Here is a 13,627-nt window from a genome sequence, read left to right as displayed (position 1 = left end):
TCGTCATCGCTGCCGGGCTTCGCGGACCGCCCGGCCCATATTCAACTCGTCACGTAGGGGATTTCATGATCGACGTCATCGTTGTGGGCAGCGGACCGACGGGCTTGATGCTGGCCAGCGAGCTGCGGCTGCACGGCGTGAACGTGGTCGTGCTGGAGAAGCTGAACGAGCCGACAAAGGAGTCCCGCGGGCAGGGCCTGCACGCGCGCAGCGTGGAGATGATGGACCAGCGCGGCCTGCTGGACCGGTTCCTCGAGGTCGGCGAGAAGTTCAGCGTCGGCGGTCTCTTCGGCGGCATCATCAAGCCGTGGCCGGACCAGTTGGACACCGCTCACCCGTTCGGCGTCAAGGCCTGGCAGCCAGTCACCGAGCGGCTGCTCAATGAGCGTGCGCTCGAACTCGGCGCCGAGATCCGGCGCGGGTGTGAGGTGGCCGTGGTGAGCCAGGACGAAGACGGGGTGACCGTCGAGTTGACCGACGGCACGCAGTTACGCTCGCGCTTCCTCGTCGGGTGCGACGGCGGCCGCAGCCTGGTGCGCAAGCAGGTCGGCGTCGGCTTCCCCGGCGAGCCCGCCACGGTCGAGACGCTGCTGGGCGAAATGGGGGCGACCGAGGATCCGGAGGCGATTGCCGCCGTCGTCGAGGAAGTCCGCAAGACTCAACTGCGGTTCGGTCTCATCCCCCAGGGGGACGGGATATACCGCATCAGCGTGCCCGCCGCGGAAGTGGCCGAGGACCGTGCGACCGCGCCGACCCTCGACGATTTCAAGCAGCAGCTGCTGGCGATCGCCGGCACCGACTTCGGCGTGCACTCGCCGCGCTGGCTGTCCCGGTTCGGCGATGCCACCCGGCAGGCAGAGCGCTACCGGGTCGGCCGGGTGTTCCTTGTCGGCGACGCGGCACACATCCACCCGCCGACCGGCGGGCAGGGGCTCAACCTCGGCGTCCAGGACGCCTTCAACCTCGGCTGGAAACTAGCCGCAGCGGTCAACGGCTGGGCGCCGGAAGGGCTGTTGGACACCTACCACGCCGAGCGGCACCCGGTGGGTGCCCGTGTGCTGGACAACACCCGTGCGCAGATCACCCTGCTGGGCACCGATCCGGGCGCGGCCGCGCTGCGGGAGCTGCTCTCGAAGCTGATGGACTTCGAGGAGGTGAACCGGTACGTGACCGGGATCATCACCGCGGTCGGGGTCAGCTACGACTTCGGCGAGGGCCACGAACTGCTCGGCCGTCGAATGCGGGACGTGGAGTTGAAGCGGGGCCGCCTGTACGAGCTGATGCACGACGGCCGCGGGCTGCTCCTCGACCGGACAGGCAGCCTCTCGGTGGAGGGCTGGGCGGACCGGGTCGACCACGTCGTCGACGTCAGCGAGCAACTGGACGTGCCCGCGGTACTGCTGCGGCCGGACGGTCACGTGGCGTGGGTCGGCGAGGATCAGCCGGATCTGCTCAGCCACTTGTCCAAGTGGTTCGGTACTGCTGCCAGTTGAGCGCGCGGGCTCGGACGGGAGCGCGGCAATCGTGAAGTGAGACAGCAGGTGGCGGCAGCACCTCAGTAGCACCGGCCCCGTCGGTTGCGCGACGGGGCGGCGCGGGGGACGGCCGCCATGGGTTGTCCCCCGCGACCTGCACAGGAGAGGATGAGCGACGGAATCGGCTGGATCGCCCGCGAAGAGATCGCCTGGACCGGCTACTGCATCACGCCGGCACGCGGCCTGGAGCTCGTCCGTCATGGCCGGCTCACCATCCCTTCGACGCGCGGCTCGCGCCTCAGTCGCCGCGTCTCCACGCCCCGTACGTCTCGCCCCCCACGCTCACACGCCAGCTCCGTTCGTGTGAGCCCGGGCCCTGGCCTCAGTGACCAACCCGGCCGTCACCACCAGTAGGCCGGCGGTCACACCGAAGGCGGCGGTGAGGCCGTTCAGCCACGCGTAGCCACTGCTGCTGGGATACGTGGTTCCGTCGTCCAGCACGCAGTCGAAGCGCAGCGGCACATAGGAAGTCCGGTGCCCGACCAGGTGCTGGAGGGTGCTGTCGTCGACGGCGTCGCGGCACGAGGGCGCCGGAGACGAGGAGGCGCCGCTCTCCGACTCGTGTTCGGACAGCTGCACCGCGCCGAGCCCCAGCACGTACAGGCCGGCTGCCGCTGCCGCCGCCATCGCGGCACACCATCGCAGCAGATCCAGGGACCAGTCCGCCCGGCGGCCGGGAAGGGCGACGGAGACGAACTTGACGACCACAGCGACGACCCAGACGGGGATCGCGACCAGAGCGGGCAGTGCCAGAAAGACGAACACGAGCCAGGGCACCCTTCACAGGCGTTCGGCGCGGACGAGTTCATGGAGCGCAGCTCGCCGCCTTGCCCGGAGTAGACCTTCGAAGGCAGCAACAGGTTGTGGTCATCGCCTGATCGTCACGGGTTTGCGCTCGCCGGGTGGGACTCCCAGTACCAGGTAGATCCGCGCCGGGCGGTGCACAGTGGAGTCATGGCGACCACGGAGTTCGGGCACACGGTGCGGCGCTGGCGTGACCGCGTCCCGCCGGAGGCGGCCGGGCTGCCCGTCGGCGGTGGCCGGCGCGCGCCCGGGCTGCGCCGCGAGGAGCTCGCCCTGCTGGCCGGTATCTCCGTCGATTACGTCACCCGCCTCGAACAGGGCCGCGCGACCAACCCCTCCGAGCAGGTCGTCGAGGCGCTGGGCCGGGCGCTGCGTGTGACCGCGACCGAGCGTGAGCACCTGTTCCACCTGGCCGGGCTCGTACCGCCGGGGCAGGGCACGGTGCCCGCCTTCATCACGCCGAGTGTCCAGCGGATGCTGGACCGGCTGACCGGGACGCCCGTCGCGGTCTCCGACGCCACCTGGACGCTGCTGCTGGCCAACCCCCTGTACACGGCGTTGATGGGTGAGCGGCACGGCGACGAGCGCAACGCGGTGTGGCGCAACTTCCTCGGCGCCGCCGGCCGCGTTCGCCACACGCCTGAGTCTCTGCGCGCGCTCGAGACGGCACAGGTCTCCGACTTGCGTGCCGCGGCGAGCCGCTATCCGCAGGACCAGCGGCTGCGGCGCCTGATCGCGGAACTGCGCGCAAACAGTGACCGGTTCGCCGAGCTGTGGGATTCCGGCGCCGTCGGGCAGGCCGCGGCGTCGCGCAAGACCATCGATCATCCCGAGGTGGGCGCCCTGACGCTCGACTGCGACATCCTCAGCGTCGCGGGCACCGGCCTGCGCATCATCATCTACACCGCCGAGCCCGGCACCCAGGACGCCGAACGTCTCGCGCTCCTCGGCGTCATCGGCACCCAGACACTCGCCGGACACCAGTTGGGCGCTCAGTGGCCGTAGGGCGGCTCGAAGCAACCGGTCTCCATGTAAGGGCCATTGACACCGACCTCGTAGTTCGTCTCCTGCACGAACGCCGTGACGCATGCGTCGGCATGCACGCGAAGGCCGACCTGCGCGCCTTCGGGCGTGACGTACTGGTCGGTCTCGTAGCGCGCGTCCATCCCCCGTACGGTCAGCGTCCCGCCGGCCCGCTCGCCCCCGTCGCCGCTCCCCTCCTGCGCGTAACCGAGCTTGAGGAGTGCCGCGCGGACGCTCTCGGGGTCCCACTCCTTCTGCCCCCAGAGGCGTTTGAGCACGGGCTCGATGCGGGCGGCTTCCCGCCGAGCGTCCTTTTCACCGGCGGGCGACATGTCGCCCGCGCGGCGGTAGGCGTTGTTGTCGCCGATGTGCGGCGCGCCGTCGACCACTCCGGGCTCCACGTAGGGGGAAGCGGAAGAAGGCGTCGTGGCGGAAGAAGGCGAGGGAGGCGGGCTGGAACTCTCGGACGAGGTCGGCAGTCCGGCCGCCGTGTCCGCGGCGTGGTCCTCGCCGCAGCCGGTCAGCGTCACGGCAGCAGCGCCCAGCAGGAGTGCGAGCGCGGCGCACCGTCTGCGCTGCGGTGTCGTCAAGGTCGGCATGGACGAGACTCTGCCATCGCCGGGCCGGCTGTGGGGGCCGCCGAGCCATGTTGTCCGCGCATGCGTGACACCGCGTCCGTGCCGTGGGCCGGTCCTCATCCGGCGGCGGACCGGTATTCCTTCGGAGGCGATCCGTACCTGCCGCGGAACGCGTGGCTGAAGTGGAACGGCCCCGCGAAGCCCGAGGCCGCGGCCACCTGGGCCACGGTGAGTTCGGTACCCGTCAGCAGGCACGCCGCATGCTGCAGCCGCGCCTCCCGCAGGGCCCGCATCGGCGTGGAGCCGGTCTCCTCGGCGAACAGGTGGGCGAACCGTGAGGGTGACAGGGCCACAGCCGCGGCAAGGGAGTCAACGGTGTGCGCGGCTGCCGGGTCGGCGTCGATCAGGGCCTGGGCGCGGCGCACGCGCGCGTCGCCGGGGCCGGTGACGCCGGACGGGGAGGTGGCGAGCAGCAGGGCGCGCTCCACGGAGCCCAGGGCCAGCGCGGCGGCGTCCGGGCCCGTCGCCACCGAGGCCGGGACGGTGCGGCGCGTGGCGCTCACCGGGCGCGGTGGAGCGCCGGCGCCGGTCCAGCGGCTGTCGGCGTGCGCCTGTCGCAGCGCCGCGGCGACGCCGGTACGGGCTCCGGGGTGGACATCGGGCATCACGTGGCAGCCGCTGCCGAGGTCGTACGGGCGCAGGCGCTGCTCCCAGCCGGGGCGCAGCAGGAAGTGGGCCCACCACAGCCCCCAGTGCTCGGCGTCCGGCGCGGTCCGGTAGGTGTGATGCACACCCGGCGCGAGCAGCACCAGGCTCCCGGGTCCCGCAACCGTCCCGGCGCCACCCTGGCGGACGTGACCGGCACCGGACTCCGTCCACAACAGGAGCCAGCTCGGGGCGCCGGCCTTCCTGCGGACCGCGTAGTCGGGCTGCCCGTCGTAGCGGCCGACGATCAGGACACCCGAGGGCGGCGCAGCAGTTTCACGAAGGTCTGTGGCGGACACGCGCATAGCCTGGCACACCGGCGCGATTCTACGGTCGCTGTATGAACACAGTCGACATCTCGACCTTCGAGGCCTCGGGCTACGCGATCGCCCGCCAGCTCCTGTCACGCGAAGAGGTGGCCGCGCTCACCGACAGCTTCATGGAATATCCCCAACGAGGCGCCGTACCAGGTCACTTCCAGCCGTCGGCGCAGAATCCCAACGGCCCGCACGATCCGCTGCGCGAGTACCCACGCATCATGCACCCCCACCTGATCGACGACACCGCCATGCGTTACCTGCTCGACCCGAGGATCACCACGATCGTCGCCGAGCTGATCGACGAGGAGCCGATAGCAGCGCAGAGCATGCTGTACTTCAAGCCTCCCGGCGCCCGCGGGCAGGCGCTGCACCAGGACAACTTCTATCTGCGGGTCGAGCCGGGCACCTGCGTCGCGGCGTGGGTGGCGCTCGACCACGTGGACCGCGACAACGGAGGGCTCGAAGTCGTCCCCGGCACGCACCTCATGGACCTCTTCTGCCCCGAGGAGGCCGACCCCGACACGTACTTCACGAGGGAGTACGTGCCACCGCCGGCGGGCCTCGCGCGCGTGCCCGTCGACATGGAGCCGGGCGACGTCCTCTTCTTCAACGGCAGCCTGGTCCACGGCTCCGAGCCGAACACGACCACGGACCGGTTCCGCCGCAGCTTCGTGTGCCACTACGCCCCGCGTTCGGCCCGCCGTATCGCCCGCCACTACCGCACGTTCACGCTGGAGGGCCAGGAGGTCTTCCTGGCCGAGGCGGAGGGGGGCGGCCCCTGCGGTACGGAGTTCCCGGTCACGTCGCCGCACTAACGGCTCTCGTTCGGATCATGCCGGGTTCGCGGGGCCTGGCACGCCCTCCCCCACGTCTGGCCGCGAGGGCCGCCGACGCGCTCATCCTCACCGCAGAGGACGCCGGGGCGACCGCGCCGCAGCACTGGCCCACTGGCAGCAGTGCATCCTCCGGCACGAGGTGGAGCACGGCGGCGGCCGCCCTCGGTGACGGGGTCAGCGCTGCGGCGGCTTGATCAGGTACATCCGGCGGGCCAGATCCAGCGCGGTCAGCAGCACCAAGGCCCCGTTCCACCGGTATTCACGGCGCTGCTGCCACACCTCGCCGGTACCGCTCGGGTCGGCGGCGCGTGCCTGAATGACGACCTGGGACCGCTGGTCCCAGCTCGTGATCTCGTCCGCGTGGCTGCGCACCTCCCAGTCCCTCCCGCCACGGATCGCCTGGGTGATGTACGCGGGAATCGCCTGGAACCGCGCCCCTTCGGCCAGGGCCACGGCCAGCGCCTCGACGCCGGTCGCCAGCGTGTGGGTGCTCGTGTTCGGGTCATGATGGAAGATGTCGCGCACCGCGTTCCGCAGGCGGCCCCGGCTGATCGTGGTTCCGGAGAGATTCCGGTAGTTGACGCCCCAGCCGAAGTGCTCCCTGCGGACACCCGGGTACACGTTGCCCGGAATCATGTCCCGCGTGCGGCCGTCCACCTGCTCGGTGAACGTGTAGAAGACCCGGCGGCTCGCGTCCCTGTTCTCCACGTAGAACCCCAGCAGATAGCTGTCGGACCGGCGGAAGACTCCTCGGACCATGCCGCCCAGGATGAACTCGTCCTCGGTGAACCGTCCGATGTTGATCGACTGGAAGGCATTGGGGTCGGGGTTCTGGATCAGGTGGCCGGCGCCGGGCCGTCGGACGCTCTCGTCCCCCAGCATCGCGTTGCGGACGTTCGCGACCGTGCGGGTGTAGAGGTCGGCGAAATCCTCGTCCTCGGTCACTGCCCTCGGGTGCGCCTGTTCCTGGGGCTGTGGCTGGGCCCGGGCGCTGTGGTCCTGCCCGGTCCGGGCCGGTGCGCCGTAGGTGGCAGCCCCTCCCGCGCCCAGCGTGCCCGCCAGCACCGAAACCACCACAGCCGCGCTGACCAACCGACGCCGCCCCGGCCCGCGTTCAGACCGTTCGGCCCGTTCAACCCTTCGCGTCATCTCTTCGGTGTCTCCCATGTCAGGCCCAGAACTCGAACTCGGCCTGCAGCGTGCCCCTGGTGACCCGGCCCCCGTCGCTGTAGTAGAGGGCCTTGTACTCCGCGCCCTTCGTCAGGTTCGCGTCGATCAGGGTCGAGCCGTACGCGCCGCAGTTGGCGTTGCCGCAGGCCCAGTCCCACGTGACGCGTTTGCCGTTGCTGTCCTGGATCTCGATCCAGTCCCAGCCGTTGTACGGATCCCGCCCCGAGGGCGCCACCCAGGTGACACTGACCCCCTTGACGTGGGACTGGTACCAATAACCCCTGAACTGAGCCGGCGATACTTCACTGATCAGGTAGTCGGTGTTGATCTTGCCTGGGTGCGGGTCTTCGGGACCATCGCTCCGGACCGTCGGCGGCCGCCAGTGCTCACGCGCCGAATCGGCCGCCGGAGCCGCCTGCACAGCGGCCGTCGTCGGCTCCTCCGAACCCTGCGACGCCGCGGAAGCCGTCCCCAGCGCCACCGCGGACACACTCGCGAGCACCCCGGCCATGACCGCGGCCCGCCGCCGGGGCGGGTTCGCCCCGGCCTGTAAGGAAGAAGCCTTTCCCGTACCTCGCGTGCCGAACAACATGCGTACTTCACCTCGCTGTCGATGGGTGATCAATGCGACTGAAACGCTAGGGATCGGTGATCGACATTCGTTTGACGATCGCTCAACGCGAGCCTTCACGACTGCGTTGCCCAGGCCGAGGAGACCAGGGCGGAGCGCTTCGATGCGGTCGATGTCGGCTTCGGGGGCGGCGAGATCGCACAGTCGCGATGGACGCGTTGCGCCGGCGGGTCGCCCGTGCGCAAGACCCTGGACGTGACGGTCCTGGGCGGACAGGTGCTCAGCTCCCGCTCCTGACCTCCAACGCCCTTCCCAGGACGGGCGCCAGAGCTTCGGCGTAGCCCTCCGCCATATGGCTTTCGTCCCGGTAGACGAAGGTGTCGTACACCGCGACGGGACAGTCTCCGTGCGTCGTGCACAGCCAGGGCTGCGGGTCGATCACGGAGACGCCGGTCGAACGTGCCGCTGCCTTCGTGGCGTTCCTGCGGGTCACGTCGTGCAACGCCTTGGGGACGCGGACCGAGCAGTCCCGCAGGTGCAGAGGGTGGATGGCCGCGCAGTCGAGTACGTCCTCGCGAGGCCAGGGTGTGTCGAGGAGCGCGACGAGCCGGGCGCCTGATCGCGAGAGCTTCCGGAACGTCCGGGCGTAGCCGTCGGTCCATCCCGCGAGCGGGTCCCGCATCGTCTGCGCGGGGGTGCCCGCGTCGGAGGAGGACACGAGGACGAGTGAGGGACGGAGCTTCTCGATCCGCGAGAGCGCGTCCGCGCGCCAGCGGTCACATGTCGTATAGGGACGGTGTGCGTTGACGATGGTGACCGTGGCCGCCTTGCAGGAGGCCTTGGTCATCGATATCAGCTTCCAATGGTGCTGCAGGGCAAGGACGTTCAGTGCCGGGAACCACTGGGCCGCGTGGGAGTCGCCGAAGAGTACGACGACGTACTTCGAGGACCGGTCTCCGTACACGCACATGGGTGCGCTCGTGCCGGCGTAGTTCTGGTGGCACCCGTCCCGGTACACGGCGGACCGTATGTCCGTGATCCCTGTGAGTGGCGGTGTGAGGTTGTCCGGCAGGCGGGTGCCGGTCGTACCGAGGGCCTTCGTGAGGCGCGCGCCGGGGTCCGGGGCGGCGGCGAGGGCGTCCTTGAGTACGGGGGCGGGCTCGCCGGAGCTGATCGACGGCGGGAAGGCCGCCGCGATCAGCGCGGTGGACGCGGTGACGGCGGTCAGGGCGAGGCCGAGCCGCAGGCCACGGCCCGGGCGGCCGCGCAGGGCCCGGTGGAAGCGCACCGGGTTCTCGACAAGGCGCAGGGTCAGCCAGGCCGGGAGCAGAGCGGCCGCACCAAGGGCCAGCTCCAGGTGCGTGCCGGCAGGCCTGTCCAGCGCCTTCGGCCCGATGACCAGGAACGGCCAGTGCCACAGGTACCAGCTGTACGACAGCCCGCCGAGCCAGGTCACCGGCCGTGCGGTGAGCATCCGGCGCGCTCCCGGCCACGCGGGCGAGGTACCGCCGACGATGACGAGGGCGGCGCCGATGACGGGTGCCGCCGCGGCCGTTCCCGGGAAGGGCGTGTCGGCGTCGAAGCGCAGCGCGGCGGCGATTATGCAGGCGAGACCAGCCCACGTCATCGCCACGGCCACGCCGGCCGGCAGACGCGGAGGCCGGAGCAGGGCGACCAGCGCTCCGACGCCCAGCTCCCAGGCGCGCGTGTGCGACCCGAAGTAGGCCCACGGCGCCGACTGCCCGGTCACGTGGACGCTCAGCCCGAACGACACCGCGCACAGCGCCACCAGGGGTATCGCCAGGAGCGCGCGGCGCCGCCTCGAGAGCCGCCAGCCGAGGAACAGGAGCAGCGGCCACACCAGATAGAACTGCTCCTCGACGGCCAGCGACCAGAAGTGCTGGAACGGGGACGGAGGGCTGCCCTCCGCGAGGTAGTCGGTGCCCGTGGCCGCGAGGCGGAAGTTCACCGCGTACAGGGCGCTGGCGAACGCGTCGCTCATGTACTCGGCGAAGCGGATCTTCGACAGGAACAGCCACGATCCGGCGAGGGTCACCAGGACGACGAGGGCCGAGGCGGGGAGCAGGCGCAGCGCCCTGCGGGCGTAGAACGCACGGATCGATATGCGGTCGGAGGCGGACAGTTCGCGCAGGAGCGAGGACGTGATGAGAAAGCCCGAGATCACGAAGAAGACGTCGACCCCGACGTAGCCGCCGCTGAACCGTGTGACCCCGGCGTGGCCCAGGACGACCAGAGTGACGGCGAGGGCCCGGAGCCCCTGGATGTCAGGGCGCTGCCCAGGCGCGGCGTGTGTCGCGCCCGGCGGAGGTGCGGTGCGCCCGGCGTCGGACGCCGGCTCCTCTTCCCCCGTCCCCGTCGACCGCGTGGCGGGTTCGGTTGCTGCCTGTCCGGCGTGCGTTCTTGCGCGAATTACGGCGTACGGAGTCCTGGTCACGTCTGGGACTGTCCGGTCAGACCCGTGTGTTGCGGCCGCGCACCCCTCTTTTTGAGCACTCAACCAGGTGTTCACCGGTAGGGCGCCTGCGAGTCGTCCGGTGTTGCGCCGGCGCCCGGCACCATGGCGTGGCTCACGCAACGGCTGCCGCGAAACGGAGACATGCGGTCATGGAGGACTCACTGCGCGCCCGGATCAGGGCGGGCGACGCCGATGCCTTCGCGGAGCTCTTCGACGACACCTCTCCCGAGGTGCACCGCATGGCGTTGCGCGCGACGGGCGACTGGGCGCAGGCCGAGGACGTCGTCTCGCTGACCTTCCTGGAGATATGGCGGCTCCGGCAGACGGTGCGCCGCGAGGACGCCCCGCTCCGGCCGTTCGTCCTGGGCGTCGGCCTGAACGTCCTGCGCAACCAGTCCCGCTCGGCCCGCCGTCACCGCGCGGCCCTGGCCCGGCTGCCCGCCTGCGAGCACCTGCCGGACTTCGCGGACGAGGTGGTCGACCGCATCGCGGACGCCGAGCAGGTCGCCGCCGCCCGCACGGCACTGGACGCGCTGAACCGCGCCGAGCGCGATGTCGTCCTCCTGTGCGGCTGGTCGGAGCTCAACTCCGAGGCCGCCGCCGAGATTCTGGGCGTGGCACCGGGCACGGTCCGCTCGCGCCTGTCGCGGGCGAGGGCGCGGCTGCGGGCGTCCGTCGACGCGTAGGCCCACGAAGGCAGCGACCCGCGCGGGGGCTCGTCGAAGCAGGCGGGGCGAGCCGGTCGGGTCCACCAACTTCACTGGTAGCCCTGCCCCTTGGGGAACTCCCTGTCGACCAGGAGCCTGACGAGGTCCTCACCGATCGCAGAGCGCGCGCCTGCGCGGAATTCGTCGTCGCCAAGCACAGTTCCTCGTCCCGGCCCCGCCCCTGCGGCAGGCAGCCTGAGCCATCACAGTCGTGCGCCGCCGCACCCGTCCACCGGATTTCACCGGAGTACCCGCCCTCACCGGACCTCTCACGCCTCCGGGTCCGGCAGACGCGCCTCGATGCCGTCCAGCAGGAACGTCAGGCTGAGTGCGAACTGCTCGTCCATATCAGGCCCGGACGGTTCCTCCATCCAGCGCGCCAGCAGTTCGTGCCCGCCCTGCTGCGCCACTCCCCTGACCGCGTTGACCGCCGCGGCCAGCCGCTCGGGGGTGTCGATTCCCAGCCGGCGGCGCATGGCGTGCTCCTCGGCCTCCTGCTGTGCGCCGCCGAAGACGTGGCGGTCGAGCAGGGCGGCGTACGCGACAGCCTCCCCCAATGCGGCGCCGCGCCCCACGAGCACCCGCAGCTGGAACTCGGTGCGGTGCAGCATATGGGGACCCAGCGGGGGGCGGGTCGGAACGAGCTGCGCGAACCACAGATGTCTCTTCGCCATGGCCCAGCTCTCCACCGCGACCCCTCGCAGGTCCGCACGCCAGTCGGGGCCCGGCTCCGCCGGCACGGGAATCTCCGCGGTGGCGGCGTCCAGCATCAGGTCGACGAGTCCGTCCTTGCTCATCACGTGGCGGTACAGCGCCATCGGCGTGTACGGCCCGAGGCGTCGGGCGACCGCGGCCATGGTCAGGGCCTCCGCTCCGCCCTCGTCCGCGACCGCCGTCGCGGCCCGCACGATGTCGTCCCGCTCCAGCGGGCTCTGCCTGCGCTTCGGCGGCTCCGCACGGGTCCAGATCAAGGGCGTACCGAAGTCTCCGGCCGCCGTCCGCTCGTCCTCCATGGTTGTAGTTTATGCCATCAGCTAGAGTTTATGCCATAAACGTAAGCGTGAGCGTGAGGAGAGCGTCATGGACCCGACCACCGCACCCGCCGGGATCCGGCTCGGCATCGTCCGGGGGATCAGCTACGGCATGTTCGGCAAGCCGGATCCCTTCGTCCGGCAGATCCGGGCACTGGGCGGTTCGCTGGTGCGTGTCTACGTCTACTGGGGACAGGTCGAGCCGGAACCCGGTCGCTACGACTGGACCGTGGTGGACGCGATCCTCGACCAGTTGGACCCGGCCGACGAGGCGTGGATCACGGTGTGTTCGAGCTCGCCCTGGGCCACGCGGAACCCTTCGGCGTTCCTGCCGTCGTCCCCGGCACATGACAACGCGCAGTACGCGCGCTTCGTGAGCCACCTGGTGACCCGCTGCCGGGGCCGTATCGACTACTGGCAGTGCAACAACGAGCCGAGCAACACGGGCCTCCTCTGGGACGGCACCGCGCCCGAGTACGTCGAGCAGCTGACGGCCTTCACCCGCGCGGTGCGTCATGCCGACCCCGGCGCGCGGATCGTCCTCGGCGGCTGCGGATACGACGTCCTGTCGAGCCCGCCCGGCAGCGCTGAGCGCGCCTTCTTCGACCATGTGGTGGAGCACGGCCGCGACGCGTTCGACCTCTTCTCCGTGCACCTGTACGGCGACCCGCACGACATCCCGGAACATGTGGAGTCCGTGCGCGCGATGATGCGCCGGCACGGCTACGAACGACCTGTGGTGGCCGGTGAGTACAACGGGCCGACCCTGTTCGAGTTCCCCGAGGCCCAGGCAGCGTTCCAGCAGGAGATGATGGCGGCGTTCACGTCCCCCGCCACCGGCGCGGAGGCGGAGCCGCCGGACCGCGGCACCATGCGGGCTCTGTACGCCCGGGAGGCCGAACTCCCCGACGCGCTGCGGATGTTCCTGGAGGACTGTCCTCCGGAACTCGCCGCGCGCAGGGACCGGATCAACTGCCGCCAGGTCGTGACCCGCAACGTTCTCGCCCTGGCCGCCGGCGTCTCCCGCACCGTCTGCTGGAACCTCGCGCCCGAGGTCCCCGGCTACCACGACCGGCTGAACATGATGGGGTTCCTGTTCGGCAAGCTCGCCCTGCTCGACTACGACGGACCGGAGCTGACCGCACGTCACCCTTCGGCCGACGCGTTCGCCCGCCTGGCCGGACATCTGGACGGTGCCGACGGCGTGCGCCGCCTGGCGGCCGGGGAACGTCCGGAGCTGTACGTCTTCGAGGTGTCGCGGCCCGGGCGCGGCCCCCTGGAGGTCGTGTGGACAGCAGGGGACGTGTTCACCGGCGAGGACGAGCCGCCCACGCGGATCGCACGTCCGTGGCCTCATGCGGAGGTTCACGCCGTGGACGCGTTCGGGGTCGCCGTACCGGTGACGCGTGACGGGTCGCTCGTCCGCTTTCCCGTGTCCGTGACCCCCGTGTTCCTGTCGGCCGGGCCGGCGTAGTCGCTGGACGGCTCGTCAGGCGCGGCCAGCAGCCTTCTGGCTCGTGCGGGAGAGGGCGTCGACGACCACGGCGGCCGGCAGAGCCGAGCCGCGGACCGGACCGAGCCCCGGCCGCCGAACAGGCTCGTGCCGCCCGTAAGTGGTGCGGCGGAACACGAAGTCGAGGAGTACCAGCAGGATCAGGAAAATGAGGAGGGCGAGTGGCAGGCCCTGGTGGCGGTCGACGATGCAGGCCGTGGCGAAGGCGATCGCGGCGAGGACGCCCGTGCGCAGCACGATCTCGACGACCGGCACCGGCCGGAACGGCACCCTGGCGACCTGCCGCCGTCTGGCGTCCAGGAGCGACGCGGCCGGCAAGAGTCCGACGCCGACGGCCACGGTGATGGAGGCGGCGGCC

At 70.9% G+C, this 13,627-nt stretch carries 13 protein-coding genes; 5 read left to right on the top strand and 8 right to left on the bottom strand.

Going from position 1 to position 13,627, the window contains the following annotated elements:
• Window positions 1–65: 65 nt before the first annotated feature.
• The gene (gene rox, locus CG723_RS12930) at window positions 66–1,493 is read left to right on the top strand and encodes a rifampin monooxygenase (RefSeq protein ID WP_100593412.1); all 1,428 of its coding nucleotides are present in this window, start codon (window positions 66–68) and stop codon (window positions 1,491–1,493) included.
• Window positions 1,494–1,817: 324 nt separating this feature from the next.
• Here the strand turns inward: rox and CG723_RS12925 are convergent, their stop codons facing one another.
• On the bottom strand, window positions 1,818–2,300 hold the full coding sequence (locus CG723_RS12925; protein WP_234374271.1) for a hypothetical protein: 483 nt from the start codon (window positions 2,298–2,300) through the stop codon (window positions 1,818–1,820).
• Window positions 2,301–2,489: 189 nt separating this feature from the next.
• Between CG723_RS12925 and CG723_RS12920 the strand changes: the two genes are divergently transcribed.
• Window positions 2,490–3,344: a helix-turn-helix transcriptional regulator gene (locus CG723_RS12920; RefSeq protein WP_100593410.1), complete on the top strand. Its 855-nt coding sequence runs from the start codon at window positions 2,490–2,492 to the stop codon at window positions 3,342–3,344.
• Here the strand turns inward: CG723_RS12920 and CG723_RS12915 are convergent.
• Window positions 3,332–3,961: a hypothetical protein gene (locus CG723_RS12915; RefSeq protein ID WP_199841735.1), complete on the bottom strand. Its 630-nt coding sequence runs from the start codon at window positions 3,959–3,961 to the stop codon at window positions 3,332–3,334. The two genes, CG723_RS12920 and CG723_RS12915, sit on opposite strands and share 13 nt — an antisense overlap.
• A gap of 95 nt (window positions 3,962–4,056) precedes the next feature.
• On the bottom strand, window positions 4,057–4,950 hold the full coding sequence (locus CG723_RS12910) for a helix-turn-helix domain-containing protein (RefSeq protein WP_100593408.1): 894 nt from the start codon (window positions 4,948–4,950) through the stop codon (window positions 4,057–4,059).
• Between the two features lie 35 nt (window positions 4,951–4,985).
• Here CG723_RS12910 and CG723_RS12905 point away from each other — a divergent pair, with 35 nt between their 5' ends.
• Complete coding sequence (locus CG723_RS12905) at window positions 4,986–5,780, top strand: phytanoyl-CoA dioxygenase family protein (RefSeq protein ID WP_100593407.1); 795 nt, start codon at window positions 4,986–4,988, stop codon at window positions 5,778–5,780.
• Window positions 5,781–5,975: 195 nt separating this feature from the next.
• On the opposite strand, the gene CG723_RS12900 is transcribed toward CG723_RS12905, so the two are convergent.
• The 3 genes from CG723_RS12900 to CG723_RS12890 all read right to left on the bottom strand — a co-directional run bounded on the left by CG723_RS12900 (window position 5,976) and on the right by CG723_RS12890 (window position 9,997).
• A complete protein-coding gene (locus CG723_RS12900; protein ID WP_159032443.1) occupies window positions 5,976–6,866 on the bottom strand; it encodes a ribosome-inactivating family protein in 891 nt (296 codons plus the stop codon).
• A gap of 103 nt (window positions 6,867–6,969) precedes the next feature.
• Window positions 6,970–7,482 carry a hypothetical protein gene (locus CG723_RS12895; RefSeq protein ID WP_100593405.1) on the bottom strand — a complete coding sequence of 171 codons (513 nt, stop codon included), beginning with the start codon at window positions 7,480–7,482 and terminating at the stop codon, window positions 6,970–6,972.
• 340 nt (window positions 7,483–7,822) lie between these two features.
• A complete protein-coding gene (locus tag CG723_RS12890) occupies window positions 7,823–9,997 on the bottom strand; it encodes an acyltransferase family protein (protein ID WP_234374270.1) in 2,175 nt (724 codons plus the stop codon).
• A 170-nt stretch (window positions 9,998–10,167) separates the two neighbouring features.
• Here CG723_RS12890 and CG723_RS12885 point away from each other — a divergent pair, with 170 nt between their 5' ends.
• Window positions 10,168–10,704 (top strand): RNA polymerase sigma factor, encoded by a 537-nt coding sequence (locus tag CG723_RS12885; RefSeq protein WP_100593404.1) that lies wholly within the window; start codon window positions 10,168–10,170, stop codon window positions 10,702–10,704.
• A gap of 290 nt (window positions 10,705–10,994) precedes the next feature.
• Here the strand turns inward: CG723_RS12885 and CG723_RS12880 are convergent, their stop codons facing one another.
• Complete coding sequence (locus CG723_RS12880; RefSeq protein ID WP_100593403.1) at window positions 10,995–11,738, bottom strand: TetR/AcrR family transcriptional regulator; 744 nt, start codon at window positions 11,736–11,738, stop codon at window positions 10,995–10,997.
• Window positions 11,739–11,805: 67 nt separating this feature from the next.
• Here CG723_RS12880 and CG723_RS12875 point away from each other — a divergent pair, with 67 nt between their 5' ends.
• A complete protein-coding gene (locus tag CG723_RS12875; protein WP_100593402.1) occupies window positions 11,806–13,230 on the top strand; it encodes a hypothetical protein in 1,425 nt (474 codons plus the stop codon).
• Between the two features lie 15 nt (window positions 13,231–13,245).
• Here CG723_RS12875 and CG723_RS12870 read toward each other — a convergent pair whose 3' ends face one another.
• A complete protein-coding gene (locus CG723_RS12870) occupies window positions 13,246–13,608 on the bottom strand; it encodes a hypothetical protein (protein WP_234374269.1) in 363 nt (120 codons plus the stop codon).
• Between the last annotated feature and the right edge of the window lie 19 nt (window positions 13,609–13,627).

The sequence above is a fragment of the Streptomyces sp. CB01635 genome (assembly GCF_002803065.1).
In the GTDB taxonomy this organism is placed as follows: Bacteria; Actinomycetota; Actinomycetes; order Streptomycetales; family Streptomycetaceae; genus Streptomyces.
This window is presented reverse-complemented; position numbering and strand designations above follow the sequence as displayed.

Coding starts and splice junctions, on each gene's coding strand:
- rox (WP_100593412.1), top strand. CDS start 66: ATGATCGACGTCATCGTTGTGGGCAGCGGACCGACGGGCTTGATGCTG.
- CG723_RS12915 (WP_199841735.1), bottom strand. CDS start 3,961: ATGCCGACCTTGACGACACCGCAGCGCAGACGGTGCGCCGCGCTCGCA.
- CG723_RS12880 (WP_100593403.1), bottom strand. CDS start 11,738: ATGGAGGACGAGCGGACGGCGGCCGGAGACTTCGGTACGCCCTTGATC.
- CG723_RS12920 (WP_100593410.1), top strand. CDS start 2,490: ATGGCGACCACGGAGTTCGGGCACACGGTGCGGCGCTGGCGTGACCGC.
- CG723_RS12875 (WP_100593402.1), top strand. CDS start 11,806: ATGGACCCGACCACCGCACCCGCCGGGATCCGGCTCGGCATCGTCCGG.
- CG723_RS12905 (WP_100593407.1), top strand. CDS start 4,986: ATGAACACAGTCGACATCTCGACCTTCGAGGCCTCGGGCTACGCGATC.
- CG723_RS12895 (WP_100593405.1), bottom strand. CDS start 7,482: ATGGCCGGGGTGCTCGCGAGTGTGTCCGCGGTGGCGCTGGGGACGGCT.
- CG723_RS12885 (WP_100593404.1), top strand. CDS start 10,168: ATGGAGGACTCACTGCGCGCCCGGATCAGGGCGGGCGACGCCGATGCC.
- CG723_RS12910 (WP_100593408.1), bottom strand. CDS start 4,950: ATGCGCGTGTCCGCCACAGACCTTCGTGAAACTGCTGCGCCGCCCTCG.